The organism is Sphingopyxis sp. YR583 (assembly GCF_900108295.1).
Classification (GTDB): domain Bacteria; phylum Pseudomonadota; class Alphaproteobacteria; order Sphingomonadales; family Sphingomonadaceae; genus Sphingopyxis.
Genome location: NZ_FNWK01000001.1, coordinates 1,571,111 through 1,593,887 on the forward strand (window position 1 = coordinate 1,571,111; position 22,777 = coordinate 1,593,887).

The window sequence follows — 22,777 nt, forward strand, 5'->3', positions numbered from 1 at the left end:
TTCATGTTACGCTCCGGCAACGACAAAAAAGACCGCTCTCCCCACAAAGACAGACCTTGTGAGAGGAGGGCCATTTCCCATGAAGAAACGTTCGCGCCGCACGGCATGCCTGCTGCGGACCAGCGCCGCCGGCTTATCGCTTTCATTCGGCCTTTTGGCGATGCCCGCCATGGCGCAGGGCGCCGGCGCCGAAACCGACGACAGCACGATCATCGTCACTGCGACGCGGCGCAGCGAGGCGCTCTCCGACGTTCCCATCGCGGTTTCCGCCGTCACCGGCGACACGCTGGAAAAAACGGGTGCAACCGACGTGCGCGCGCTGGGACAGGTGGCGCCGTCGCTTCTGGTGTCGGGCGCAACGAGCGAGGTCAATTTCTCGGCACGCATCCGCGGCATCGGGACCGTCGGCGAAAATCCGGGCCTTGAATCGTCGGTCGGCCTGTTCATCGACGGCGTCTATCGCAGCCGCACGGGCGTCGGCCTGTCCGAACTCGGCGACATCGAACGCGTCGAGGTGCTGCGCGGACCGCAGGGAACCCTGTTCGGCCGCAATTCGACCGCAGGGCTGATCAACATCGTCACCAAGGGCCCCGAGCTTGGCACCTTCGCAGGCAAGGGGTCTGTGTCCTACGGCAATTATGATTATTGGCGCGTCGACGGCATGATCAACGCGCCGCTCGGCGACAAGAGCGCGGTGCGCCTCGACGGCGTCTGGCAGAAACGCGACGGTTTCATCGGAAATGTCACGCCGGGCGAGCCCGACATCAACGACCGCGACCGATGGCTGGTCAAGGGTCAGTTGATGTTCGAACCGACCGAGACGCTGAGCTTTCGCCTGATCGCCGATTACAGCAAGCGCGAAGAGAATTGCTGCGGCGGCATCCTGCTCAATCCGGTACGCAACCTGACGCGCGGGCCCGACGGCTTCCCGGTCGCATCGGCGAACACCCTGCTTCCGCTCCTCCAGTTGCTCGGCGCGAACCATCAGGTCGCGCCTGTCGGGACAAGCTTCGTCCGCCGCCAGTCGACGACGCCCGGTGTCACCTACCGGTCGGACACGAAGGATTGGGGCGTGTCGGGTGAGCTCGACTGGGATCTGGGCGCCGCGACGCTGACCTCGATCACCGCCTATCGCGACTATAAGAATGCGCAGGGCCAGGACGCCGATTTCAGCACGCTCGACATATTGCGCCGCACCGACCTCGATCGCCGCTTCCGCCTGTTCACACAGGAAGTGCGCTTGCAGGGCGAAGCGTTCGACGGGCGGCTCGACTGGCTGGTCGGCGGCTATTACGCCAACGAGAAGCTCGATGTCGACGACGACATCGTCTATGGCGCCGACTATCAGCGCTTCGCCAACTGCCTCGCCGCGGCGTCGCTCGCGCCGGCGCTGATCAACCCCGCGTCTGCAACCTGTTCGAACCTGCCCGCCGCGAGCTTCCCGGGGTTTCAGGGTATTGCGGCCCTGCTCGGCGCCGCGCCGCTCAACGGCACCGGCAACAACGGATCGACCTTCCACCAGCGCAGCACCAACTATGCGCTGTTCACGCACAACAGCTTCGATATCGTCGAGGATGTGCTGACGCTGACGGTCGGCGCACGCTACACGCACGAGAAGAAGACGCTGGCGGGCGATGCCAATTTCACCAACACGCTGTGCCCCGCGATCGTCAACTCGTCGCTGCAGGCGCTGGCAAGCCTCGCCTGCGTGATCAACGGAACCGCGCCCGACATCGTCAAGGGCGCGCCGGGAACGAAGTTCAGCGAGGGCCAGTGGACCGGCACCGCGGTGCTGAGCTGGAAACCCACGCCGGAGTTGCTCGTCTATGCCTCGGCGTCGAAGGGGTACAAGGCGGGCGGCTTCAACCTCGACTATTCGGCGCTCGACCGGCCGTGCAGCACGACCGCGGGGTCGGCCGCGCAGAATGCCGCCTGCACCACTGCGCTGGCGCGCCCCGCGAACACGCCCGGCAACGGACGGCCGGAAGCGAGCGACCTGCAATTCGCGAGCGAAAAGGTCGATGCCTATGAACTCGGGGTCAAATGGGACGGCCCGGGGATCGACGTCAATCTCGCCGCCTTTTGGCAGGAGTATAGCAATTATCAGCTGAACACCTTCAACGGCGTCAATTTCGAGGTCACCAATATCCAGGCGTGCAAGGACGATCTGGGGACCGCGCCGACCGACAACAGCGCCGCAACCGGCGCATGCGCGTCGGACCGGCTGAAGCCGGGCGTCGTCGCCAAGGGGTTCGAGATCGAGACCTTCCTGCGCCCCGCACGCTATGTTTCGGTCAATATGGGGCTGACCTATGTCGACACCCTCTATCGCCGCGACCTTGTCGGCACGGGCGGGCGTCCGCTGTCGCCGGTGCTGTTCCAGCTCCCCGGTCGCGGGGTGTCGAACGCCGCCAAATATGTCGCGACCGCAGGGATCAGCTGGACGCCGCCGATCGGTTCGTCGGGGATGAGCGCGCTCATCTATCTCGACACGCGGATGCAGAGCGACACCAACACCGGGTCGAACCTCGACATTGAAAAGGAACAGGATGCCTTTGCAGTGTTCAACGGCCGGATCGGGCTGTTCGGGCGCGACCGCCGCTGGGGTATCGAACTGTGGGGCCAGAATCTGTTCAACAAGCAATATTACCAGATCGGCGCCGACATGCCGTTGCAGGGATCGGGATCGTTCCGTGCGGTCGCCGCGCCAGCGGCAAGCGGGCACCCTGCTACCGCGAACAAATTGTTCGTCGGCTTCCCCGGCGAACCGCGCACCTATGGCGTGACGCTGCGCGGCCAGTTCTGACCGTCTCTCCCCCTCCCCACATTCGGGGAGGGCGTAGGGAGGGCCTGCCGCGGCCGGGCACTGTCACGGCAGGCCCTTTCCTTTGGGTGGTACGATAGCGGCTTTAGGATGGCTGCCGACCGCACCGGACAAAGAAAAAGGGCGGTCCCGACGGGGCCGCCCTTGTTTCGTTTCGCTTCGGCTGAAAGCGTCAGGCTGCCTTGGGCAGCGCCGCCTTTGCCTGCGCGATGATCGCGGTGAACACGCCACCTTCGTTCATCGCGAGGTCGGCCATGACCTTGCGGTCGAGCTCGATCCCGGCCAGCTTCACGCCGTGCATGAACTGCGAATAGGTGAGGCCTTCGGCGCGAACCGCAGCGTTAATGCGCTGGATCCACAGACCGCGGAAGCTCCGCTTCTTAACCTTGCGGTCGCGATAAGCGTACTGGCCGGCCTTTTCGACCGCCTGCTTGGCGACGCGGATCGTATTCTTGCGACGGCCATAATAGCCCTTCGCCTGTTCCAAAACCCGCTTATGCTTGGCGCGCGTGGTAACGCCGCGTTTGATGCGTGACATGCCTTAGCGCTCCTTACTTCAGGCCGTAGGGCGCCCAGAGGCGCACATGGGCCGCGTCCGAATCGCTGAGCACGCTGGTGCCGCGGTTGGTACGGATATATTTTGCATTGTGGCTGCTCAGGCGGTGGCGCTTGCCGACGACGCCGTGCTTCACCTTGCCGGAGGCGGTGAATTTGAAGCGTTTCTTCACACCGCTCTTGGTCTTCATCTTGGGCATTTTGGTCTCCTTTTGAAGTCCGTTTGCGTATCGGCCTGGCAGCCCTTGTCGCCAGCCGACACAATCGGAAGGCGGGCGCTTAAGGGGATTCGCCCGGAAATGCAAGCGATTCGGACGCCGAAATACGTGCGCATCGGTTCAATGGTGGCAGGCGAGCCCCTCGATCACATCTTCGAGCCGCGCGGGGTCACCCAATGCGATGACATGCCCCGTGCTGTCGGCGCTCAGCGGGTCGCCGTTCCAGTCGCACATCGTCCCGCCCGCGCCCTCGACTATCGGGGCAAGCGCGGCAAAGTCGTGAAGCTTCAGCCCCGCCTCGACGACGAGGTCGATGTGGCCGCTCGCAAGCAAGCCATAATTATAGCAGTCGCCGCCGAAGACCATGCGCTTGTGCGAGGTCTTTGCGGCGAGCGCCATGAAATGCTCGCCGTCATGGTCGCTGAAATATTGCGGGCCGGTGGTCGCGAGCACCGCGTCGGCGAGGTTGCGGCAGCTGCGCGTGCGCGCGGGCGCGCCGTTGAACAGCGTCGACTGTCCCAGCGCGCCGACCCAGCGCTCGCCGTTGATCGGCTGGTCGATGATGCCGAGGATCGGCCAGCCGTCCTGCAGCAACGCGATCAGCGTACCGAAGATCGGACGGCCTGCCATGAAGCTGACGGTGCCGTCGATCGGATCGAGCACCCACTGCCGCGAGGCGTCGGTGCGTTCGGCGCCATATTCCTCGCCGATGATTCCGTCGCGCGGCGCCTCTGCATCGAGCAGGCGGCGCATCGCCGCTTCGGCGGCGCGGTCGGCCTCGGTCACAGGCGACGCGTCGGCCTTGGCCTCATGCGCCCAGTTGGACCGGAAGAGCGGGCGAATGGCCTCGCCGGCGGCATCGGCGAGGCGGTTGGCGAGGGTGAGGTCAGATGTGATCGACATGGCCTTGCGCTAGCGCAGAGGAGGCCGCGCCGCCAGAGGATGCGGCGATGCTGCACCATCGAAGTCGCAATTTTTATCGATTTTACAATGTTCGTATAAACTGTAAAAATAGCCAGCATGGCGGGCGATTTCCCTCTCGATCCGATCATCGCGACCTTTGCGCTTCACGGTTTGCGCAAGACGTCGATGGAGGATGTTGCGACCGCGCTCGGTGTGTCGCGCCAAGCGCTATACAACCGACACGGATCGAAGGGGGCGCTGGTCGACTGGGCGATGCAGAGCTTGGTCGACGTTTCGCTGGTGGACGCACTGGCCAGCATCGACCAACCCGCACGAACGCTCGTCGAGCGATTGACCGGCGCGCTCGATGCGTGGGTTGGCCGGCATATGGCCGCACTGCAGGCATCGCCGCATGGCGCCGAGATCGTTGCGATGCTCCGGCGCGACCCGTCCGAAACGGTGCGTGTGGCCGAACGCCGACTCGTCGCAGCCATGGCCGAGGCGATCCGGTTCAGCGGGCCGGGATCGGCGGTGTCGCGCGCCGGCAGCATGGCGCAGGCTTTATGCTGGACAGCGCGCGGACTGGTCCATGCGGTGCCCGATCACCCGACATTCCGGCGGCAGCTCGATCATATCGTCAGCGCGCTCGTCGCGCGCTGAGGACGACGTCAGTCGAAAAGCGAGGAGACGCTCGATTCGTCAGCGATGCGCTTGATCGCTTCGCCGAGCAGCGGCGCGACGGTCAGCGCGCGGACCTTGCTGCTGTCGTTCACGGCGTCGGTCGGCTGGATCGAATCGGTGATGACGAGTTCGGTGAGTTCGCTCGCATCGACGCGCGCAACCGCGCCGCCCGACAGGACGCCGTGGGTACAATAAGCAACGACGCCCTCGGCGCCCGCGGCCTTGAGCGCGGCGGCGGCGTTGCAGAGCGTACCCGCCGAATCGACGATATCGTCGATCAGGATGCAGAACCGACCCTTCACGTCACCGATGATGTTCATCACTTCGGATTCGCCGGCGCGTTCGCGGCGCTTGTCGACGATCGCCAGCGGGGCGTTGTCGAGCCGTTTGGCAAGCGCGCGCGCGCGGACCACGCCGCCGACGTCGGGCGACACGACCATCAGATTCTTGCCTGCAAAACGCGCCTGGATATCGGCGCTCATCACCGGCGCGGCGTAAAGGTTGTCGGTCGGGATATCGAAGAAGCCCTGGATCTGCCCGGCGTGGAGGTCGATCGCGAGGACGCGGTCGGCACCCGAGGTGGTGATCAGGTTCGCGACGAGCTTCGCAGAGATCGGCGTGCGCGGTCCGGGTTTCCGGTCCTGACGGGCGTAGCCGAAATAGGGGACGACCGCGGTGATGCGCTTTGCCGAGGCGCGACGCAGCGCGTCGTTGATGATCAGCAATTCCATCAGATTGTCGTTGGCGGGGAAGTTCGTCGGCTGGACGACGAACACGTCCTGCCCGCGGACATTCTCATGGATTTCGACGAAGACTTCCTCGTCGGCGAAGCGGCGCACGCTCGTATCGGTCAGCGGCAGTTCGAGATAGTCCGCGATCGCACGGGCCAGCGGCAGGTTGCTGTTGCCGGAGATGAGTTTCATGGGGTGCAAGGCCCTTTCGCGCGGGTGGGATTGCGCGCCCCCTTAGCCAGCGCGGGGCGATAGGGGAAGGGGTTAAAGCCATCCCGCAGCGCGCAAGTGCGGCATCATGTCGCGCGCGACCGGAGCTTCGTGGCCCGAACGGAGCGTAATCACCGCAGTGCGGCCGTCGCGGCGCACCGAGGCGATAGCGTCGCGCGCGATCCACCAGCTGCGGTGGATGCGCAGTCCGTCGCGGTCGCCGAGGCGTTCGATCGCATCGCGCATCCGCATCAGGACAAGCTCCTCGCGCGCATCGCCGATAATGCGGACATAATGATCCTCGCCTTTCAGCGCGAGGACCGGCCCGAAGCCGGACGGCAGCGGCAGAACAGGAGCGGCAGGGGCGGGCGGCGGTTCCGGAGCGGTGGCTTCCGGAGTGGTGGCTTCCGACGCGGTGCGGCCGAAGATCGCGGCCATCACGGCCGACGCCACGACCGCGATGACGACGATATAGAGGTACATCGTCCAGAAGCCGCGCCAGCGCAGGACGTCAGCAAAGGGCAGGCGGGTCAGCATCATCGTCACGATCAGCGTGAGCGGCACGCTGGCGACGACGAGCGCGAGCAGTTTGCCGGCAAAGCGCGGCAGGCCGGTCGCCTCGCACAGCCAGCCGGCGACGATATTGGTCGGGCGGAAAAGCGCATAGCCCGCGAGCAGCCAGATCGTCCAGCTCAGCATCCGCTGTGCCGGCGGCGCGGTGAACGTGCCGAAGGGGCCAAGAAGGCCGATGAGCAGGCCGAGCGCGACCATCACCAATATTTCGATCGTCAGCCGCTTTGCCATGCCGCGCCTTGTGCGTGCCATTTCACGAAGCGTCAATTGGCGAAGCAGCCGGTTTCGCGAACAAATCCGCCGCTTTTGCGAAGGGGCGGTTGCGGGCGAACGGCCGGCCGGCAGGGAAGGCGCATCGATAGCCACAACAGGATTTCCCATGACCACCGCCCCTGCCAACGCCCTTCGCCGCATCGGCCTGATGGCCCTGCTCATCCTTGGCGTGATCACGCTTGCGGTGCTTGCTCGGTCCTTCACCGGCCCGTCGGACTATCGGACCCCGGCGTGGGCGGTCTGGCTGCACCTCGCGACGGTCGTCCCGGCGCTGCCGCTTGGCGCCTGGCTGCTCTGGCGTCCGCGCAAGGGCGATGCGGCGCACCGGATCGCGGGGCGCATCTGGGTCGCATTGATGATCGTCACCGCGATCGACAGCTTCTGGATTCGCACCATCACCGGCGGCATCGGTCCGATCCACATCTTTTCGGTGGTGACGATCGTCCAGCTACCGCGCGCGATCTGGTTCGCGAAGACGGGGCAAATCGCACGCCATCAGCGGATCATGCGCGGCGTCTTTTTCGGCCTGATCGCGGCCGGCTTTTTCGCGATGGCACCCGGCCGCACGCTGTGGGCGCTTCTCTTCGGTTGAATGGACGGGGCGGTTGCGCCTAAACCGCCCGCATGACCCAGAAGCTATCGATCGTCCTTTCGCAAATGACCCAGTCGGTGGGCGACCTTGCCGCCAATGCGCAAGCGATGCGCGAGGTGCGTGCTCGTCACCCCGAAGCCGACCTGATCCTCTATCCCGAGTTCCAGCTGATCGGTTATCCGCCCGAGGATCTGGTGCTGAAGCCCGCGCTGGCCGAGCGTGCAGCACGGCTTCTCGATGAGCTGGCGGCCGAAACGGCCGACGGCGGCCCCGCGATGCTGGTCGGATCGGTCGAACGGACGAGGGACGAGAATGGCGGCGACGCGCTCTATAATATCGTCGCCCTGCTCGACGGCGGCAAGATCGTCGCGACGCGGCGCAAGCACGAACTGCCCAATTACGGCACCTTCGACGAGAAACGCATCTTCGTCCCCGGCCCGCTGCCTGACGTGGTCGAGTGGCGGGGGGTGAAGCTGGGCCTCCCGATCTGCGAGGATGGCTGGTTGCCGAAGGTTTGCCGGCATCTGGCGGAGCAGGGTGCCGAACTGCTGATTTCGGTCAACGGAAGCCCCTATGAAATCGACAAGGACGAGCGGCGCCTGACGCAGGTGTTCGCGAGCCGCGTCGCCGAAACCTCGCTACCCGTCCTGTTCCTCAACCGCATCGGCGGGCAGGACGAGATCGTGTTCGACGGTTGCTCTTTCGTGCTGAACAGCGACGGCACGACCGCGCACCGGCTGACCGACTGGGAGCCCGAGGAGCGGGTGACGCACTGGACAAAAGGCGCTGATGGCTGGACGTGCGAGACGGGCGCGATCGCCGAGTGGGAGGCGCATCCGGCCGACATCTACAGCGCGATGATCCTGTCCTTGCGCGACTATGTCGAGCGCAACCGCTTCCCGGGCGTCGTGCTCGGCCTGTCGGGCGGGATCGATTCGGCGATTTGCGCCGCGATCGCCGCCGACGCGCTCGGCCCCGACAAGGTCTGGTGCGTGATGCTGCCGAGCCGGTTCACAAGCCAGGAAAGCCTCGACGATGCCGGGGGCTGCGCGAAGATGATCGGCTGCCGGCTCGACACGATCCCGATCGTTCCCGCGGTCGAGGCGTTCGACGCGATGCTCGCGGACAGTTTCGCCGACAGGGACGTCGACATCACCGAGGAGAATGTCCAGTCGCGCATTCGCGGGGTGACGTTGATGGCGCTCAGCAACAAATTCGGCCCGATGCTGCTGACGACGGGCAACAAGAGCGAAATGAGCGTCGGTTATGCGACGATCTATGGTGACATGGCGGGCGGCTATAATCCGCTGAAGGACGCGTACAAGATGACGGTCTTCGCACTCGCCGAATGGCGCAATGCGAATGTCCCGCGCCTGTCGCGCAACCGGGTGACGCCGGTAATGCCCGATAATATCGTCACCAAACCGCCGAGCGCCGAGCTGCGTCCCGACCAGAAGGACGAGGACAGCCTGCCTCCTTACGTGGACCTCGACCGCATGCTCCACATGCTCGTCGAGGAGGAAGCGAGCGTCGACGATGTCGTCGCGCGTTACGGTTTCGATCGCGATGCGGTGGTGCGGGTCGAGCGATTGCTGATGCTCGCCGAATATAAACGCCGCCAGGCGCCGCCGGGGGTCAAATTGTCGACGCGCAATTTCGGCCGCGACCGGCGCTATCCGATCACGCACGGGTTCCGGACGGGATAAGGGGGGAGAAGGATGAGTCTGCTGGGTCCGACGGCGCCGCCCGTACGCGCGGCTCTGGTGCTCGACGTGCTGCGCGTCACCGTTGCGCTGCTCATCCTGATCCACGGCGCGTACCGGCTCGCCGCCGGTCTCGTCGAACCGTTCGGCCTCTGGCTGGACAGCCTCGGCTTTCCCTTTGGTTATGGCTGGGCGATGGCGGTGACGCTGTACGAACTCGTCGGCCCGGCGCTGATGCTGGCGCGCCGCTGGACCAGCCTCGCCGCGCTGGGGCATGCCTTCATCCTGACGCTGGGCATGATTCTCGTCCATTTTCCCGCTGGCTGGTTCGTCGTTGGCGGCGGGCGCAACGGAATGGAATATAGCGTCCTGTTGATCGTCTCGCTGTTCGCCATTGCCTGGGCCTATTGGCCGGCTCGGCGCAGCGCATAGCTATCGCGGCGGCATCAAATGCGGTTATAGGCGCGCGCTATGACCGTCGTAACCCGTTTCGCTCCGTCGCCGACCGGCACCCTGCATGTCGGCAATGTCCGCACCGCACTCCATAACTGGCTGTGGGCGCGCAAGCATGGCGGCCGCTTTCTGCTGCGCATCGACGACACCGACATCGAACGGTCGAAAGAGGAATATGTCGACGCGATCCGCGCCGATCTGGCATGGCTCGGTTTCGACATCGACGGCGAGGAGCGCCAGTCGGCGCGCTTCGCCCTCTATGAGGCCGAGTTCGAGAAGCTGAAGGCGGCGGGGCGCGTCTATGCCTGTTACGAGACGCCCGAAGAACTCGACATCCGGCGCAAGGTGCTGCTGTCGCGCGGGCTGCCCCCGGTGTATGAACGCAAGCCCGCCGACGCACCGGTCCCCGAGGGCATCGCACCGCACTGGCGCTTTCGTCTCGACCATGACGCGCCGATCGAATGGACCGACATGGTCCGCGGCCCGCAGCATTTCGAGCCGAAGACGATGTCCGATCCCGTCGTGCGCCGCGCGGACGGCAGCTGGCTTTATCTGCTTCCCAGCGTGATCGACGATATCGCGATGGGCATCACGCACGTCGTGCGCGGCGAGGATCATGTGTCGAACACCGCAACGCAAATCCAGATGTTCGACGCACTCGGCGCGGCGCCGCCCGAATTTGCGCATGAGGCGTTGCTTGTCGGGACCGAAGGCAAATTGTCGAAGCGGCTGGGCTCGCTCGGCATGGCGAGCCTGCGCGATGACGGTATCGAGCCGATCGCGCTGGTCGCGCTGCTGGCGCGTCTGGGGACGAGCGATCCGGTCGAGCCGGTGACGCATGTAGCGCCGCTGGTCGAAAGCGTCGATTTTGCCCGTTTCGGCCGTGCGCCTGCGCGCTTCGACGACGCCGAACTCGCGCTGCTCAATCAGAAAATCCTGCATCACACCCATTATGCCGCCGTCGCACCGCGCCTGCCGAGCGCGATCGACGAGGCGCGCTGGAACGCGATTCGCCCGAACCTGACGACGGTCGCCGATGCGGCCGACTGGGTCGCGGTGTTCGACGGTCCCTTTACCCCGCCACCGGCGGAAGAGAGCGACCGCGCGGTGCTCGCCGCAGCGGCACAGGCGGCGCCCGCGACCGACTGGAGCGCCGATCCGTGGCACGCGCTCACCGGCGCCGTGAAGGAGACGACCGGAGCAAAGGGCCGCGCTCTGTTCCTACCGCTGCGCCGCACACTGACCGGCCGCGACCACGGGCCCGACATGGCCGAGCTGCTGCCGCTGATCAACAAGGATCAGGCGGTGGCACGTTTCTCCGCCGCCTGACGGCGCGTTAAAGCGCGCGCACCGATGTTTACCGATTCGCTTGACATGCGACGTAATGTTATAATATCACTTTGACCTGACCTGGCCGATAGCAACGGTCGGAACGCGGCGGGGCCGGGTCGTACAGGCAAGGAGAGATGCCATGACCCTGATACCCCTGATTTCGGCGATTATGACCGCGCCAGAGGCGACCACAGCGCCAGCAGGCGCCGCGATGCCGCTGGCGCGTAGCAGCTATGGAAGCGATGCCCGTCACCACCCTGTCGCGGCCTTGTTCGCGGTGGGATTGCCCGCGGCGCTGGTCGTCGCGGTCGCGCTGTCGCCGATGATCATCGAAATGGCGCCGAAGAGCGAACCGATGACCGGAACATTGGTCGAGCTCGACAAGCCGCTCGATCCGCCGCCGCCCAAACAGGCGGATGATGTCGAACCAATGCCGCGAACCGCCTCGACGCCCGACGTCGTCGATCCGGTCGTCCCGACGACGCCGCTGTCGGAGACCCGGTTCGATCCAGGCCCCTCGATACCCGACCCCGGACCCGTCGACCTTGGCCCGCCGGCGCGACCTGCCGACCCGCCGCCGCTGCCAAAACTGGTGATGGCCGAACTCGATTCGAAATTCGCGGGAACGTTCCAGCCCGATTATCCGGCGCGCGAGCAGCGCGAGCAGATCGAGGGCGCGGCAAAAGTCCGTGTGCTGATCGGCACCGATGGACGCGTGAAAGCGGTCGAGCTGGTGAGCACCGACAGCCGGGGATTCTTCGAGGAAACGAAGCGTCGCGCGCTCGCGAAATGGCGCTTCAAGCCGGCGACGCGCGGCGGGGTGCCCGAGGAAAGCTGGATGGTGATGACGGTCCGCTTCCAGATCAAGAACGCCTAAGTCCCCGAGACTCGACCCCTCCCGGGCGGGCGGCCGATGTGTCGCTCGCCCTTTCCTTTTGCTTGACAGAAAGGCCGAATCCCGCCAAAGGCGCCCGGATATTGAGGGGCGGCGCGGCGTCGCGCGGCCCTTTCATGTTTTTCACACCAACGTCGGGGCCCTAGTCCCGCCGCATCCATCGGACCTCCGGCGGATGTGCAGTTACTTCGAGGAACAGGGCCATGGCCAAGCCGACGACCGTCAAGATCAAGCTGGTGAGCACCGCCGACACGGGCTTTTTCTATGTCACGAAAAAGAACCCGCGCACGATGACCGAAAAAATGTCGGTGCGTAAGTATGACCCGCGTGTCCGCAAGCACGTCGAGTTCAAGGAAGCCAAGATCAAGTGATGTATTTCCCCATGCGCTGAACGCGCGTGGGGTGGAAATGCATCATCCCGGCGAATGCCGGGATCCAGAAGGGCGGCCGCGTGCCGCCCTTTTTCGTGTCCGCGTCAGGCATCGCGCAGCGGCCGGCGCGCGACATCATTTTCAATGATGTGCCGGATCGTGATCAGCGTCTTGAACGAATGGACGCCCTTGTCCTCGCTCAGCGCCCGGCGCGTAAAGCTGTCATATTCCTCCATCGACCCGATCTGAACCTTCAACAGAAAGTCGTCGTCGCCGGTTACGTCCCACGCCCCTGTTATTTCGGGATGGCGGGCAATCTCGCGCGCGAAAGCGTCCATGGTCTGCGGCCCCGCCTGTTGCATCCGAACGAGGATGTGCATGGTGAGCGCCGATCCGGTCAGCGCCGGATCGACCACCGCGATATCCGCAATGATCACCTTCTCCTCGCGCAGGCGGCGCAGGCGGCGGAGCACAGCAGACAGTGACAGTCCGACCTTCTCGGCGAGGATTCGCGCGGGCTGGAGATTATCTTGCCGTACCAGCGCGAGCAGGCGGCGGTCGAAATCGTCGAGATCGATCATTTTTCGCATATAATAACAAATAGCGCGAAAATTGGTCGCACGCACGATCAATTTCGGCGCCTATGGCCGTGTCGGCCGGGGTAATGATCATGCGTCCGGGCAGGCTCTCTTCACCGCGAATCCGGGCACAGGAGACAGACGATGACCCTCTCGACCCCCGAAACGCACTGGATCGGCCGTATCTGGAACGCTGCCATCGAAGCCTCGGCGACCGCTGTCGCCATTCATTATGCGGCGCCCTGGCAGCAGGCAGCAGCCTTGCGGCACCCGGAACGGACCGTCCGCGACGCCTGCGCCGCCTGACGGTCCGCCCTGCCCGCAGCGGTCAGCAGCGACGCTTGCGATCGATCTCGCGGCCGAGCAGCGCGCCGCCGGCAGCGCCAAGGATCGTGCCGGTGGCGCGATCGCCGCGACGGTCGACTTCACGGCCGAGCAACGCGCCGGCAGCGCCGCCGACGATCAGCCCCGTCGTGCCGCTCGTGCGGCAGCCCCGATAATATCGTTTCTCGCGATGGCCCCGGTAATCGCGGCGATCGTGCCAGCGATCGTGGCCCCGGTCGCTATAATGCCCGTGCCGATGGTGGCGGCTTCGCGCATCGGCTTCGGTCGGCAAAGCCGCCAGCGTGGTCGCACCGATCAAGGCGGTCAGCGCCAGCCTCTTCATCAAAAACATCTTATGTCCTTCCATCCTGAACCCCCGCGACCGGAGTAAGGATGGAAAGCTGAACCCTGCCCGTCACGCCGCCGGCGCGAGCAGCGGCTGGCCGATGATTTTGGGCAGCCTGTCGCAACGCGTGCCGCGCGGCCGGTAAAGGTCAGGCGAAGACCCCGACGCTTTCGATGAACTTGATCACCGAAATCGGTTTCGAGACATAGGCCTCGGCGCCCGCCGCCTTGATCTGCTCTTCGTCGCCCTTCCCCGCATAGGCGGTCACCGCCATGATCGGGACGGCGCGCAGGGTTAGGTCGGCCTTCATCTGGCCGATCAACTCGAGTCCGCTGACATGCGGAAGCTGGATGTCCATGATGATAAGGTCGGGCGAAACCTCGCGCGCCTTCGCCAGCGCATCGCGCCCGTCGCGCACCGGATGCGCGCTGTAGCCATGGGCGTTGAGCAGGTCGCAGAAGAGGCGGAGGTTGAGCTCATTATCTTCGACGACCAGGATGGTCTTGCCCATGTTACTTATGTTCCCCACCTTGCGTGCGCGGCCCGTTTAGGCGAATCGGCCGCACGACACAATTGCATCGCGATGAAGGGACTTACGACTTGAACGATGGCGATGCCGCGCTGGCGCTCCAGGCGCTCGGCTGGATCCTGAGCGACGAACCGCGCGCCGAACGGCTGCTGGGCCTGACCGGGCTGGCGCCGGACGAACTGCGCGCTTCGCTCGGCGAGCAGGCGACGCTCGCCGCGATCCTTTCCTTCCTTACCGCCCACGAAAACGACCTTGTCGCCTGCGCCGATGCGTTGCAGGTGCCGCCCGCCAGCATTGCCGCTGCAGCCCAACGACTCGAAGGAACCATCGCATGAACCGCCCGCTCGTCATCACCGATTGCGACGAGGTGCTGATGCACATGGTCGTCCCCTTCGCCGAATGGGTCGACACCGAACATGGCGTTATCTTTCGTATCGAGGACGCGAGCTTCGCAAACGCGTTGAAGCGCAAGGAGTGCGGTACGCCGCTGGAAGCAGCCCAAGTATGGCCCCTGCTCGACGGTTTTTTCCGTACCGAAATGACGCGGCAATATCCGATCGTGGGCGCCTTGACGGCCATGGCCGCAATCGGCGCCGAGGCCGATATCGTCGTCCTCACCAATGTCGGTCCCGAACATCAGCAGGCGCGGATCGAACAGCTCGCGCTCCACGATTTCCACGCGCCGGTAATCGGCAGCCGCGGCGGCAAGGGCGAACCGGTGCGCCGCCTGATCGAGGAATATAAGCCGTCGGTCGCCGTCTTCATCGACGATCTGGCCGGCCATCATCAATCGGTCGCAGAGGTGGCGCCCGACGTATGGCGGCTGCACCTCGTCGGCGAACCGGCGATCGCGGACAAGATCACACCCGCCCGCTTTGCCCATGCGCGAATCGACGATTGGAAAGAGGCGCAGGGCTGGATATTGGCGCGCCTTGCCGAAAACATCCCCGCCCCGGCCCCCGAGCCGGTCTAATCAAGGAACATCCCATGGATATCGCCGCCAAAATCGCCGAACTCGGCCTCGAACTCCCCAAGCCCGCCGCGCCGGTCGCCGCCTATGTCCCCGTCGTCGAACATGGCGGCCTGCTTTACGTCAGCGGCCAATTGCCCTTCCGTGACGGACAGGTCGTCACCGGCCGCCTCGGCGAAGACCTCGATGTCGCGGGCGGACAGGATGCCGCGCAGCGCGTCGCACTGATGCTCGTCGCCCAGATCGGGCAGGCGCTCGGTGGCGACTGGTCGCGCCTTGAGCGCGTCGTCAAGCTCGGCGTGTTCGTCAACAGCACTCCCGGTTTCACCGATCAGGCAAAGGTCGCCAATGGCGCGTCGGAGCTGTTCGAGACGCTGTTCGGCGAAGCGGGCCGCCACGCGCGCGCCGCGGTCGGCGTCGCCGTGCTGCCGCTCGGCGCCGCGGTCGAAGCCGACGCGATCGTCGCGGTGAAGCCCGCCTAGGAGCACCAGTGGCCGAAGCCGACCCACCCGCGCGCACGATATCGCTCGGTAGCGGCGTCACCGCGATCGAAGCCGCGGCGTGGGACGCGCTTCACGACGGCGGCAATCCGTTCGTCAGCCACGCCTTCCTGACCTTGCTCGAAGAATCGGGCAGCGTCGGGCCGGGCACCGGCTGGCAGGCGGCACCGCTGCTCGTCGAGGATGCGGACGGGACGCTCGTCGGCGCGGCGCCCGCCTATCTCAAATCGCACAGCCAGGGCGAATATGTCTTCGACCATGCCTGGGCCGATGCCTGGACGCGCGCGGGCGGCGATTATTATCCCAAGCTGCAGATCGCGGCGCCCTTTACCCCGGTGCCGGGACCGCGGCTGCTATCGAATGACAGGGCCGATGCCCTGCTGCTGCTCCGCGCGGCCGAAGCCGTGGTGCGGCAGAACCAGCTGTCGTCGGCGCATGCGACCTTCGTCGCGCCCGAACAGATGCCGCTGTTCGAAGAGGCGGGCTGGCTCGTCCGCCGCGATATCCAGTTTCATTTCGCCAACCGGGGCTATGACAGTTTCGAGGATTTCCTCGCCACGCTGAATTCGCAAAAGCGCAAGCAGCTTCGCAAGGAACGGCTGCGCGCCGTCGAGGGCTTGCGGATCGAGGAACTGACCGGAGGCGCGATCCGTCCCGAACATTGGGACGCGATGTGGCTTTTCTATCAGGACACCGGCGCCCGCAAATGGGGGCATCCGTACCTTACGCGCGAAGCGTTCGACCTGATGGGGGCGCGGATGGCGGAGCGGATCATCCTGCTCATCGCCTATGACGGCGAAGATCGGCCGGTCGCGGGCGCGCTACACTTCCTCGGCACCGATACGCTTTACGGCCGCTATTGGGGCTGCCTGACCGAAATCCCCTATCTCCATTTCGAGCTATGCTATTATCGCGCGATCGACATTGCGATCGAACGCGGCCTGAAGCGTGTCGAGGCCGGCGCGCAAGGCGGACACAAGCTGGCGCGCGGCTATGGCCCCGTCGCCACCTGGTCGGCGCATTTCATCGCCGATCCGGGATTTCGCCGTGCCGTTGCCGACTATCTCGAGCAGGAACGCCGCGCGGAAGAATCTGAAATGGAGTGGCTGGAAGGGCATACGCCCTTCAAGCGGAAGGATTAGGCCGCAAACCGCCGTGCGGCGGGACGGCGGGCCGTCTCGTCGAGCCAGGCGCGCGCCTGGCGCTGCGCTTCGGCGATTTCGTCGCGGCTCATCTCGTCCGACAGGTCGGCGCGGCACTGCTGGCCTTCGAGATTGCCGCCGAGCGCCGCGAGATTGAACCATTTATGCGCCTGGATCAGGTCGACATCGACCCCGCCAGTGCCGGTAGAAAAAGCGATACCCAGATCGAAATAAGCATTGGCGTCGCCGCGTGCGGCGTCGAGCAGACGGCTCTCGATCAGATATTGGGCAGACTTCAGACTGTTCGCCATGATAACCCCCTTTGCCTCCACCCCACATGGAGACCTCGGGGCCAAATTTGCGATTTATGGTCAACAAAGCGTTAACGATGATCCGAATTTTTGTGGATATCGTCCAAGACTAACGGAAATTGGCGAGTTTCGGCGTTAACTAACCGACCGCCAAATTGTCGATCAGCCGGGTTTTACCGATCCGCGCCGCCGCCAACAACCGCGCCGGCGTCCGGAAAGCGCTCAATCTCTCAAGACTGTCGGCATCGGCGAGCGCGACATAATCGACACTGTCGAAACCGCCCTGGACGATCGCTGCCTCGGCCTTGGCGAGCGTCTCGGCGACGTCGGCGCCCCCCGCAATCGCCTTTGCCGCGGCGTTCAACGCATCGGGAAAGGCGGTCGCCGCCGCGCGCTGTTCCTTCGACAAATAGGCGTTGCGCGACGACAGCGCGAGCCCGTCGGTGTCGCGCGCGATCGGCGCACCCAAAATGTCGATACCGAAATCGAGGTCGCGCGCCATGCGGCGGATGATCGCAAGCTGCTGCCAGTCCTTTTCGCCGAAGATCGCCACATCGGGGCGCACCTGATTGAACAATTTGGCGACGACGGTCGCGACGCCGTCGAAATGACCGGGGCGCACCGCTCCGCAATAATCGGCGCCGAGTTCGGCGACTTCGATATGCGTGCTGTGGCCGCCGGGGTACATCGTCGCGACGTCGGGCGCCCAGAGCAGCCCCGTGCCTTCCTGCGCGAGCATCGCGGCGTCGCGCGCCTCGTCGCGCGGATAGGCGTCGAAATCCTCGTTCGGGCCGAACTGGGTCGGATTGACGAAAATCGACACGACCGCATGGTCGGCAACGCGCTTTGCCATGCGGACGAGCGAGAGATGCCCGTCGTGCAGCGATCCCATCGTCGGGACCAGAGCGACGCTCTTGCCCCCCTGCTTTAGTGCCGTAACGGCACGGTGCAGCATTGCGATGTCACGGATGATTTGCACGCCCGGTCGCCCTCCGATATTGGCGCGACTATATCACTTCGCGCGCCGGCCGCCCATGCCGCGCAAACAGGAAAATCGCAACGCCCCATGACGACCTCAGCGACGAAGCCCGCACCGCACCGCATCATCTTTGCCAATGAAAAGGGCGGGACCGGCAAATCTACTTGCGCCGTGCATTTCGCGGTGGCGCTGGCGAGCCAGGGCTGGCGCGTCGCGGGGATCGACCTCGACCCGCGCCAGCGCACCTTCCACCGCTATCTCGAAAATCGCGAGCAGACCGCAAAGCGCCGCGAGATCGCACTGCCGACCCCGCGCTTCGAGGTGTTTACCGGTTCGACGATCGAGGAACTCGACGAGCAGGTCGCGCGGCTGAGCGAAGACGCCGATTACATCATCGCCGACACGCCCGGCCGCGACGATGTCTTTGCGCGCCACCTTGCAACTAGCGCCGATACGCTGGTGACGCCGATCAACGACAGCTTCATCGATTTCGACCTGATCGGACAGGTCGATCCCGAAACCTTTCAGGTCGTGCGTCCCAGCTTCTATTCCGAACTGATATGGGACACGCGCAAGACGCGCGCGAAGACCGACGGGCGGACGATCGACTGGATCATCCTGCGCAACCGCCTCCAGCACGTCGACGCGCACAATATGCGCCGCGTCGGCGAGGCGCTGACCCAGCTATCGCGCCGCGTCGGCTTCCGCGTCATCCCGGGGCTCGGCGAGCGCGTCATCTATCGCGAGCTTTTCCCGGCTGGCCTCACCCTACTCGACAAGGCCCATCTCGGCGGCATGGGGATTGGCCACGTCGTCGCGCGGCAGGAACTCCGCGAGGCGATGGGTGGACTGAACCTACCGGCGCGCGAGCGATTGCATCCGGACGGGGATTTGTTCGCCGCCGCCTGACCCTTCTCTCCCCCAAGAGGTTCAAAGATGACGCACGATTTCCACCCGACGATGCTGCGCGAATATGACATCCGCGGGGTCGTCGGCGATACGCTGTCGGACAAGGATGCCTATGCCATCGGCCGCAGTTTCGCGACGCTGATCCGCCGCGCAGGCGGCAAGAGCGTCGCGGTCGGTTATGACGGCCGGCTGTCGTCGCCGATGCTCGCCGACGCGCTGATCGCCGGGATCAACGATGCGGGCGTCGACGCGCTGAACGTCGGGCTCGGGCCGACGCCGATGCTCTATTATGCCGCATCAACCGAAGATGTGGACGGCGGCATACAGATAACCGGCAGCCACAATCCCCCCGACTATAATGGTTTCAAATTTGTGATGCAGGGGCGTCCCTTCTACGGCGCCGATATCCTGGGCATCGGCAAAATGGCCGCCGCGGGCGATTGGGAGGCCGTCGATACGGGGGGCGAAGGCACGTCTCAGAGCATCGATATCGTCGACGCCTATGTCGACCGGCTGGTCGAAGGTTTCGCCGGCGGCGCTTTCCGCATCGGCTGGGACGCGGGCAACGGCGCCGCAGGCACCGTCATCGAGAAACTGACCGCGCGCCTTCCGGGCGAGCATCACCTGCTGTTTACCGACATTGACGGGCATTTCCCGAACCACCATCCCGATCCGACCGAAGAGAAGAATCTCGCCGATCTCAGGAAACTCGTCGCGGAGAAGAGCCTCGATTTCGGCGTCGCTTTCGATGGAGACGGCGACCGCATCGGCGCGATCGATGGCGAAGGTCGCGTGATATGGGGCGACCAGCTGCTGCAAATATATGGCGCCGCGGTTCTGAAGGATATTCCCGGCGCGACGGTCATCGCCGATGTGAAGGCGAGCCAGGCGCTGTTCGACCGCGTTGCCGAACTCGGCGGCCAGCCCTTGATGTGGAAGACCGGCCACAGCCTGATCAAGGCGAAGATGAAGGAAACCGGCAGTCCGCTGGCAGGCGAGATGAGCGGGCATATCTTCTTCGCCGACCGTTATTATGGCTATGACGACGCCCCCTATGCGGCGCTGCGTCTGATCGAGGCGGCAACGAAGCTCGGGCAGAGCGTGACCGAATTGCGCGGCAGCATGGCGCCGATGGTCAACACCCCCGAAATGCGCTTCCAGGTCGACGAAAGCCGCAAATTCGCCATTGTGGACGAAGTCCTCGATCGCCTCGCCGAATCGGGCGCGAAAGTCGACCGGACCGACGGCGCGCGCGTGCTCACCGACGATGGCTGGTGGCTGCTTCGCGCCTCGAACACGCAGGACGTGCTCGTCGCGCGCGCCGAGGCGAAGGACGAGGCGGCGCTGACGCGGCTACTGGCCGCAATCGACGAGCAACTCGCGCTGTCGGGGATCGTGCGCGGGCCGCAAGCGGCGCATTAACCGTCGCTGCCCGCGTCGCTTTCGTTACCCTGCAAAAATCTTGCCAGATTGACGTTCGCCGCGTCGCTGGGGTAACGCGCTCGTGGGGCTAGAAACGGAACCGACCGACCTATGACCGACGACGAATCCATCGCTGGCACACTGACCGATGACGATCATGGCGTCACCGAGCACAAGGCGCATGTCCGCGAGGATGCCGCTGCGGGCAATGGGCTCGCGGTCATTTCGATCGCGAAAAGCTATGACAAACGCGTCGTGCTGTCGGACGTGTCGTTGTCGGTCGGCAAGGGCGAGGTCGTCGGCCTGCTCGGCCCGAACGGCGCGGGCAAGACGACCTGCTTCTATTCGATCATGGGGCTGGTGAAGCCCGACGCCGGGCGCATCATGCTCGACGGCGCCGACATCACCGCGCTGCCGATGTATCGCCGGGCGATCCTCGGGCTCGGCTACCTGCCGCAGGAAACCTCGATCTTTCGCGGCATGACGGTCGAACAGAATATCGGCGCGGTGCTCGAACTCAGCGAGCCCGACAAGATCGAACGAGAGCGGCGGATGGAAGAGCTGCTCGACGAATTCGGCCTCACACGTCTTCGCGATTCGGCGGCGATGGCGCTTTCGGGCGGCGAACGCCGCCGCGCCGAAATCGCCCGCGCGCTTGCGGCGAACCCGTCGATCATGCTGCTCGACGAACCGTTCGCAGGAATCGATCCGCTCTCGATCAGCGACATCCGCGACCTCGTCGCGGACCTCAAGACGCGCGGCATCGGCGTGCTGATCACCGACCATAATGTGCGCGAGACGCTCGACCTCGTCGACCGCGCCTGCATCATCTACGACGGCAAGGTGCTCCTTGCCGGCTCCCCGGAAGAGCTCGTCGCCGACCCCGAGGTGCGCCGCCTCTATCTCGGCGAGGGCTTCTCCTTGTGATCGAATAATCGCTGATGGCGTTGGGTCCGCGCCTCGATCTCCGCCAGTCGCAATCGCTGGTGATGACGCCGCAGCTGCAGCAAGCGATCAAGCTGCTGGCGCTGTCGAACCTCGAACTCGAAGCCTATTTGGCCGAGGCGCTTGAAGGCAATCCGCTGCTCGATACCGCGTCGGCGGACAGCGACGGCAGCGCGGGCGATCCCGAATTCACACCCGGCGGCGATACCCCGACGACCGAAGCCGCGTCGCTCGATGCCGATCAAGCGTTGTCCGCCGACGGCGGGAGCGCCAACGACCTCGATGTCGACCTCGCCGCCGACAGCTTTCACCATGACAGCGCAAGCGACAATGTCGGGCTGTCGGGATCGGGCGAGGACATCGATTTCGACAGCTTCGCCGAGCATGAGGGCACGCTTCACGACCATCTGATGGCGCAGGTCGGCGAGCGCTTCGGCGGGATCGAAGCAATCGTCGCAGGCCAGCTCGTCGCCCTGATCGACGAGGCGGGATATCTGCGCGCCGATCTTGCCGAACTTGCGGCGCAATTGGGCGTACCGCTCGCGCTGATCGAAGAGGTGCTCGCGGGCATCCAGTGCTTCGACCCGTCGGGCGTCGGCGGGCGCGACCTCGCCGAATGCATCGCGATCCAGGCGCGCGAGGCCGATCGCTATGATCCGGCGATGGCCACCATGATCGCGCATCTCGACCTTGTCGCGAAAGGCGCCTTCCCGCAATTGAAGCGCATCTGCGGGGTCGACGACGAGGATCTCGCCGACATGATTCGCGAACTGCGCGGCTATGACCCCCGCCCTGGCCTCAGATATGGCGGCGAAGGCGCGCCGGCGGTCGTTCCCGACCTGTATATCCGTCAGACCGCGCAAGGCTGGGCGGTCGAGATCAACAGCGGCACCCTGCCGCGGCTGCTCGTCAACCGCCGCTATTACACCGAACTCGCGACCGGGGCGGCGGCGAAGAGCAAGGCGTGGCTGTCCGAACAACTCGCGGGCGCGAACTGGCTCGTCCGCGCGCTCGACCAGCGCCAGCGCACGATCGTCAAGGTCGCGAGCGCGATCGTGAAACAGCAGGAAGGCTTCTTCCTCCACGGCGTCGCGCATATGCGGCCGCTGACCTTGCGCCAGGTCGCCGAGGAAATTGGCATGCACGAATCGACCGTCAGCCGCGTCACGAGCAACAAATATCTCAGTTGCGCGCGCGGGCTGTTCGAGCTCAAATATTTCTTCTCGAGCGGCATTTCGGCGACCGAGGGCGATGGCGCGGTGTCGGCCGAGGCGGTGAAGAGCCGGATCAAGGCGATGATCGAGGCCGAGGATGCCAAGGCGATTCTCTCCGACGAGACGATCGCGCAGAAACTGTCGGCCGAGGGGCACGACATCGCGCGGCGCACCGTCGTCAAATATCGCGAGGCGATGGGCTATGGCTCGTCGGTGCAGCGGCGGCGGCAAAAGGCGCTCGCGGGCTGAAATCGGCCGGAAAGGCGGTTGACTTTCGAGCCGCTTCCCCATAGT

Annotated in this window: 27 protein-coding genes; 17 read left to right on the forward strand and 10 right to left on the reverse strand. The window is 65.0% G+C overall.

The annotated features are described in order from the left end of the window. The first annotated feature begins 79 nt into the window (after window positions 1–79). Entirely contained in the window at window positions 80–2,806 is a 2,727-nt protein-coding gene (locus tag BLW56_RS07190) for a TonB-dependent receptor (protein WP_093509888.1), read from the forward strand. 190 nt (window positions 2,807–2,996) lie between these two features. Here BLW56_RS07190 and rplT read toward each other — a convergent pair whose 3' ends face one another. The 3 genes from rplT to hisN all read right to left on the reverse strand — a co-directional run bounded on the left by rplT (window position 2,997) and on the right by hisN (window position 4,500). Continuing rightward, on the reverse strand, window positions 2,997–3,362 hold the full coding sequence (gene rplT, locus BLW56_RS07195; protein WP_093509889.1) for a 50S ribosomal protein L20: 366 nt from the start codon (window positions 3,360–3,362) through the stop codon (window positions 2,997–2,999). A 13-nt stretch (window positions 3,363–3,375) separates the two neighbouring features. Further along, window positions 3,376–3,579 carry a 50S ribosomal protein L35 gene (gene rpmI, locus BLW56_RS07200; protein ID WP_093509890.1) on the reverse strand — a complete coding sequence of 68 codons (204 nt, stop codon included), beginning with the start codon at window positions 3,577–3,579 and terminating at the stop codon, window positions 3,376–3,378. A gap of 138 nt (window positions 3,580–3,717) precedes the next feature. Continuing rightward, on the reverse strand, window positions 3,718–4,500 hold the full coding sequence (gene hisN, locus BLW56_RS07205) for a histidinol-phosphatase (protein WP_093509891.1): 783 nt from the start codon (window positions 4,498–4,500) through the stop codon (window positions 3,718–3,720). A gap of 117 nt (window positions 4,501–4,617) precedes the next feature. Here hisN and BLW56_RS07210 point away from each other — a divergent pair, with 117 nt between their 5' ends. Beyond that, a complete protein-coding gene (locus tag BLW56_RS07210) occupies window positions 4,618–5,160 on the forward strand; it encodes a TetR family transcriptional regulator (protein ID WP_093509892.1) in 543 nt (180 codons plus the stop codon). Window positions 5,161–5,168: 8 nt separating this feature from the next. Here the strand turns inward: BLW56_RS07210 and BLW56_RS07215 are convergent, their stop codons facing one another. After that, window positions 5,169–6,104, reverse strand: a complete 936-nt coding sequence (locus BLW56_RS07215) for a ribose-phosphate pyrophosphokinase (RefSeq protein ID WP_037515690.1) — start codon at window positions 6,102–6,104, stop codon at window positions 5,169–5,171. A 72-nt stretch (window positions 6,105–6,176) separates the two neighbouring features. Beyond that, window positions 6,177–6,926: a LytTR family DNA-binding domain-containing protein gene (locus BLW56_RS07220; protein ID WP_177175870.1), complete on the reverse strand. Its 750-nt coding sequence runs from the start codon at window positions 6,924–6,926 to the stop codon at window positions 6,177–6,179. A 148-nt stretch (window positions 6,927–7,074) separates the two neighbouring features. On the opposite strand from BLW56_RS07220, the gene BLW56_RS07225 reads away from it, so the two are divergent. The 6 genes from BLW56_RS07225 to rpmG all read left to right on the forward strand — a co-directional run bounded on the left by BLW56_RS07225 (window position 7,075) and on the right by rpmG (window position 12,314). Further along, window positions 7,075–7,560, forward strand: a complete 486-nt coding sequence (locus BLW56_RS07225; RefSeq protein WP_177175871.1) for a DUF2306 domain-containing protein — start codon at window positions 7,075–7,077, stop codon at window positions 7,558–7,560. A 32-nt stretch (window positions 7,561–7,592) separates the two neighbouring features. Then, entirely contained in the window at window positions 7,593–9,266 is a 1,674-nt protein-coding gene (locus tag BLW56_RS07230) for an NAD+ synthase (RefSeq protein ID WP_093509895.1), read from the forward strand. Window positions 9,267–9,278: 12 nt separating this feature from the next. Next, window positions 9,279–9,695, forward strand: coding sequence for a DoxX family protein (locus BLW56_RS07235; RefSeq protein WP_093509896.1), 417 nt, complete (start codon window positions 9,279–9,281; stop codon window positions 9,693–9,695). 39 nt (window positions 9,696–9,734) lie between these two features. Next, complete coding sequence (gene gltX / locus BLW56_RS07240) at window positions 9,735–11,045, forward strand: glutamate--tRNA ligase (RefSeq protein WP_093509897.1); 1,311 nt, start codon at window positions 9,735–9,737, stop codon at window positions 11,043–11,045. A gap of 142 nt (window positions 11,046–11,187) precedes the next feature. Continuing rightward, entirely contained in the window at window positions 11,188–11,925 is a 738-nt protein-coding gene (locus BLW56_RS07245; RefSeq protein ID WP_093509898.1) for an energy transducer TonB, read from the forward strand. 221 nt (window positions 11,926–12,146) lie between these two features. Beyond that, on the forward strand, window positions 12,147–12,314 hold the full coding sequence (rpmG, locus tag BLW56_RS07250; protein WP_037515700.1) for a 50S ribosomal protein L33: 168 nt from the start codon (window positions 12,147–12,149) through the stop codon (window positions 12,312–12,314). A 104-nt stretch (window positions 12,315–12,418) separates the two neighbouring features. Here the strand turns inward: rpmG and BLW56_RS07255 are convergent, their stop codons facing one another. Next, window positions 12,419–12,895, reverse strand: coding sequence for an Lrp/AsnC family transcriptional regulator (locus tag BLW56_RS07255; protein ID WP_256203337.1), 477 nt, complete (start codon window positions 12,893–12,895; stop codon window positions 12,419–12,421). A 141-nt stretch (window positions 12,896–13,036) separates the two neighbouring features. On the opposite strand from BLW56_RS07255, the gene BLW56_RS20615 reads away from it, so the two are divergent. Next, window positions 13,037–13,198, forward strand: a complete 162-nt coding sequence (locus BLW56_RS20615; RefSeq protein WP_177175872.1) for a hypothetical protein — start codon at window positions 13,037–13,039, stop codon at window positions 13,196–13,198. 22 nt (window positions 13,199–13,220) lie between these two features. Here the strand turns inward: BLW56_RS20615 and BLW56_RS07260 are convergent, their stop codons facing one another. Both BLW56_RS07260 and BLW56_RS07265 read right to left on the reverse strand, forming a co-directional pair. After that, window positions 13,221–13,559 (reverse strand): glycine zipper 2TM domain-containing protein, encoded by a 339-nt coding sequence (locus BLW56_RS07260; protein WP_093510843.1) that lies wholly within the window; start codon window positions 13,557–13,559, stop codon window positions 13,221–13,223. Between the two features lie 151 nt (window positions 13,560–13,710). Beyond that, entirely contained in the window at window positions 13,711–14,073 is a 363-nt protein-coding gene (locus BLW56_RS07265; protein WP_093509899.1) for a response regulator, read from the reverse strand. A gap of 89 nt (window positions 14,074–14,162) precedes the next feature. Here BLW56_RS07265 and BLW56_RS07270 point away from each other — a divergent pair, with 89 nt between their 5' ends. The 4 genes from BLW56_RS07270 to BLW56_RS07285 are packed head-to-tail and all read left to right on the forward strand — an operon-like array spanning window position 14,163 to window position 16,703. After that, window positions 14,163–14,426, forward strand: coding sequence for a DUF3572 family protein (locus tag BLW56_RS07270; RefSeq protein WP_093509900.1), 264 nt, complete (start codon window positions 14,163–14,165; stop codon window positions 14,424–14,426). Further along, complete coding sequence (locus BLW56_RS07275; RefSeq protein ID WP_093509901.1) at window positions 14,423–15,064, forward strand: HAD family hydrolase; 642 nt, start codon at window positions 14,423–14,425, stop codon at window positions 15,062–15,064. Before BLW56_RS07270 ends, BLW56_RS07275 begins: the two co-directional genes overlap by 4 nt. Before the next feature lie 14 nt (window positions 15,065–15,078). Beyond that, complete coding sequence (locus BLW56_RS07280; RefSeq protein WP_093509902.1) at window positions 15,079–15,543, forward strand: RidA family protein; 465 nt, start codon at window positions 15,079–15,081, stop codon at window positions 15,541–15,543. Window positions 15,544–15,551: 8 nt separating this feature from the next. Then, a complete protein-coding gene (locus BLW56_RS07285; protein WP_093509903.1) occupies window positions 15,552–16,703 on the forward strand; it encodes a GNAT family N-acetyltransferase in 1,152 nt (383 codons plus the stop codon). On the opposite strand, the gene BLW56_RS07290 is transcribed toward BLW56_RS07285, so the two are convergent. Together BLW56_RS07290 and panC are read right to left on the reverse strand one after the other, a co-directional pair. Further along, entirely contained in the window at window positions 16,700–17,014 is a 315-nt protein-coding gene (locus BLW56_RS07290) for a sel1 repeat family protein (RefSeq protein WP_093509904.1), read from the reverse strand. The two genes, BLW56_RS07285 and BLW56_RS07290, sit on opposite strands and share 4 nt — an antisense overlap. A gap of 139 nt (window positions 17,015–17,153) precedes the next feature. Beyond that, complete coding sequence (gene panC / locus BLW56_RS07295; protein WP_093509905.1) at window positions 17,154–17,993, reverse strand: pantoate--beta-alanine ligase; 840 nt, start codon at window positions 17,991–17,993, stop codon at window positions 17,154–17,156. A gap of 87 nt (window positions 17,994–18,080) precedes the next feature. Here panC and BLW56_RS07300 point away from each other — a divergent pair, with 87 nt between their 5' ends. The 4 genes from BLW56_RS07300 (at window position 18,081) to rpoN (ending at window position 22,732) form a co-directional block, all read left to right on the forward strand. After that, complete coding sequence (locus BLW56_RS07300) at window positions 18,081–18,902, forward strand: division plane positioning ATPase MipZ (protein WP_093509906.1); 822 nt, start codon at window positions 18,081–18,083, stop codon at window positions 18,900–18,902. Window positions 18,903–18,929: 27 nt separating this feature from the next. Then, on the forward strand, window positions 18,930–20,324 hold the full coding sequence (gene pgmG, locus BLW56_RS07305; RefSeq protein ID WP_093509907.1) for a phosphoglucomutase/phosphomannomutase PgmG: 1,395 nt from the start codon (window positions 18,930–18,932) through the stop codon (window positions 20,322–20,324). Between the two features lie 111 nt (window positions 20,325–20,435). Next, complete coding sequence (gene lptB / locus BLW56_RS07310; RefSeq protein WP_093509908.1) at window positions 20,436–21,251, forward strand: LPS export ABC transporter ATP-binding protein; 816 nt, start codon at window positions 20,436–20,438, stop codon at window positions 21,249–21,251. 14 nt (window positions 21,252–21,265) lie between these two features. Then, a complete protein-coding gene (gene rpoN / locus BLW56_RS07315; RefSeq protein WP_093509909.1) occupies window positions 21,266–22,732 on the forward strand; it encodes an RNA polymerase factor sigma-54 in 1,467 nt (488 codons plus the stop codon). Window positions 22,733–22,777: the final 45 nt, after the last annotated feature.

Bases quoted from the DNA above. Each gene is read 5' to 3' on its own strand.
- rpoN (WP_093509909.1), top strand. From the start codon at position 21,266: ATGGCGTTGGGTCCGCGCCTCGATCTCCGCCAGTCGCAATCGCTGGTG.
- rpmG (WP_037515700.1), top strand. From the start codon at position 12,147: ATGGCCAAGCCGACGACCGTCAAGATCAAGCTGGTGAGCACCGCCGAC.
- BLW56_RS07220 (WP_177175870.1), bottom strand. From the start codon at position 6,926: ATGGCAAAGCGGCTGACGATCGAAATATTGGTGATGGTCGCGCTCGGC.
- gltX (WP_093509897.1), top strand. From the start codon at position 9,735: ATGACCGTCGTAACCCGTTTCGCTCCGTCGCCGACCGGCACCCTGCAT.
- hisN (WP_093509891.1), bottom strand. From the start codon at position 4,500: ATGTCGATCACATCTGACCTCACCCTCGCCAACCGCCTCGCCGATGCC.
- BLW56_RS07235 (WP_093509896.1), top strand. From the start codon at position 9,279: ATGAGTCTGCTGGGTCCGACGGCGCCGCCCGTACGCGCGGCTCTGGTG.
- lptB (WP_093509908.1), top strand. From the start codon at position 20,436: ATGACCGACGACGAATCCATCGCTGGCACACTGACCGATGACGATCAT.
- BLW56_RS20615 (WP_177175872.1), top strand. From the start codon at position 13,037: ATGACCCTCTCGACCCCCGAAACGCACTGGATCGGCCGTATCTGGAAC.
- BLW56_RS07260 (WP_093510843.1), bottom strand. From the start codon at position 13,559: ATGAAGAGGCTGGCGCTGACCGCCTTGATCGGTGCGACCACGCTGGCG.
- BLW56_RS07280 (WP_093509902.1), top strand. From the start codon at position 15,079: ATGGATATCGCCGCCAAAATCGCCGAACTCGGCCTCGAACTCCCCAAG.
- BLW56_RS07210 (WP_093509892.1), top strand. From the start codon at position 4,618: ATGGCGGGCGATTTCCCTCTCGATCCGATCATCGCGACCTTTGCGCTT.
- BLW56_RS07300 (WP_093509906.1), top strand. From the start codon at position 18,081: ATGACGACCTCAGCGACGAAGCCCGCACCGCACCGCATCATCTTTGCC.
- BLW56_RS07275 (WP_093509901.1), top strand. From the start codon at position 14,423: ATGAACCGCCCGCTCGTCATCACCGATTGCGACGAGGTGCTGATGCAC.
- BLW56_RS07190 (WP_093509888.1), top strand. From the start codon at position 80: ATGAAGAAACGTTCGCGCCGCACGGCATGCCTGCTGCGGACCAGCGCC.
- rplT (WP_093509889.1), bottom strand. From the start codon at position 3,362: ATGTCACGCATCAAACGCGGCGTTACCACGCGCGCCAAGCATAAGCGG.
- BLW56_RS07255 (WP_256203337.1), bottom strand. From the start codon at position 12,895: ATGATCGATCTCGACGATTTCGACCGCCGCCTGCTCGCGCTGGTACGG.
- BLW56_RS07215 (WP_037515690.1), bottom strand. From the start codon at position 6,104: ATGAAACTCATCTCCGGCAACAGCAACCTGCCGCTGGCCCGTGCGATC.
- BLW56_RS07230 (WP_093509895.1), top strand. From the start codon at position 7,593: ATGACCCAGAAGCTATCGATCGTCCTTTCGCAAATGACCCAGTCGGTG.
- BLW56_RS07290 (WP_093509904.1), bottom strand. From the start codon at position 17,014: ATGGCGAACAGTCTGAAGTCTGCCCAATATCTGATCGAGAGCCGTCTG.
- BLW56_RS07245 (WP_093509898.1), top strand. From the start codon at position 11,188: ATGACCCTGATACCCCTGATTTCGGCGATTATGACCGCGCCAGAGGCG.
- BLW56_RS07265 (WP_093509899.1), bottom strand. From the start codon at position 14,073: ATGGGCAAGACCATCCTGGTCGTCGAAGATAATGAGCTCAACCTCCGC.
- BLW56_RS07225 (WP_177175871.1), top strand. From the start codon at position 7,075: ATGACCACCGCCCCTGCCAACGCCCTTCGCCGCATCGGCCTGATGGCC.
- pgmG (WP_093509907.1), top strand. From the start codon at position 18,930: ATGACGCACGATTTCCACCCGACGATGCTGCGCGAATATGACATCCGC.
- rpmI (WP_093509890.1), bottom strand. From the start codon at position 3,579: ATGCCCAAGATGAAGACCAAGAGCGGTGTGAAGAAACGCTTCAAATTC.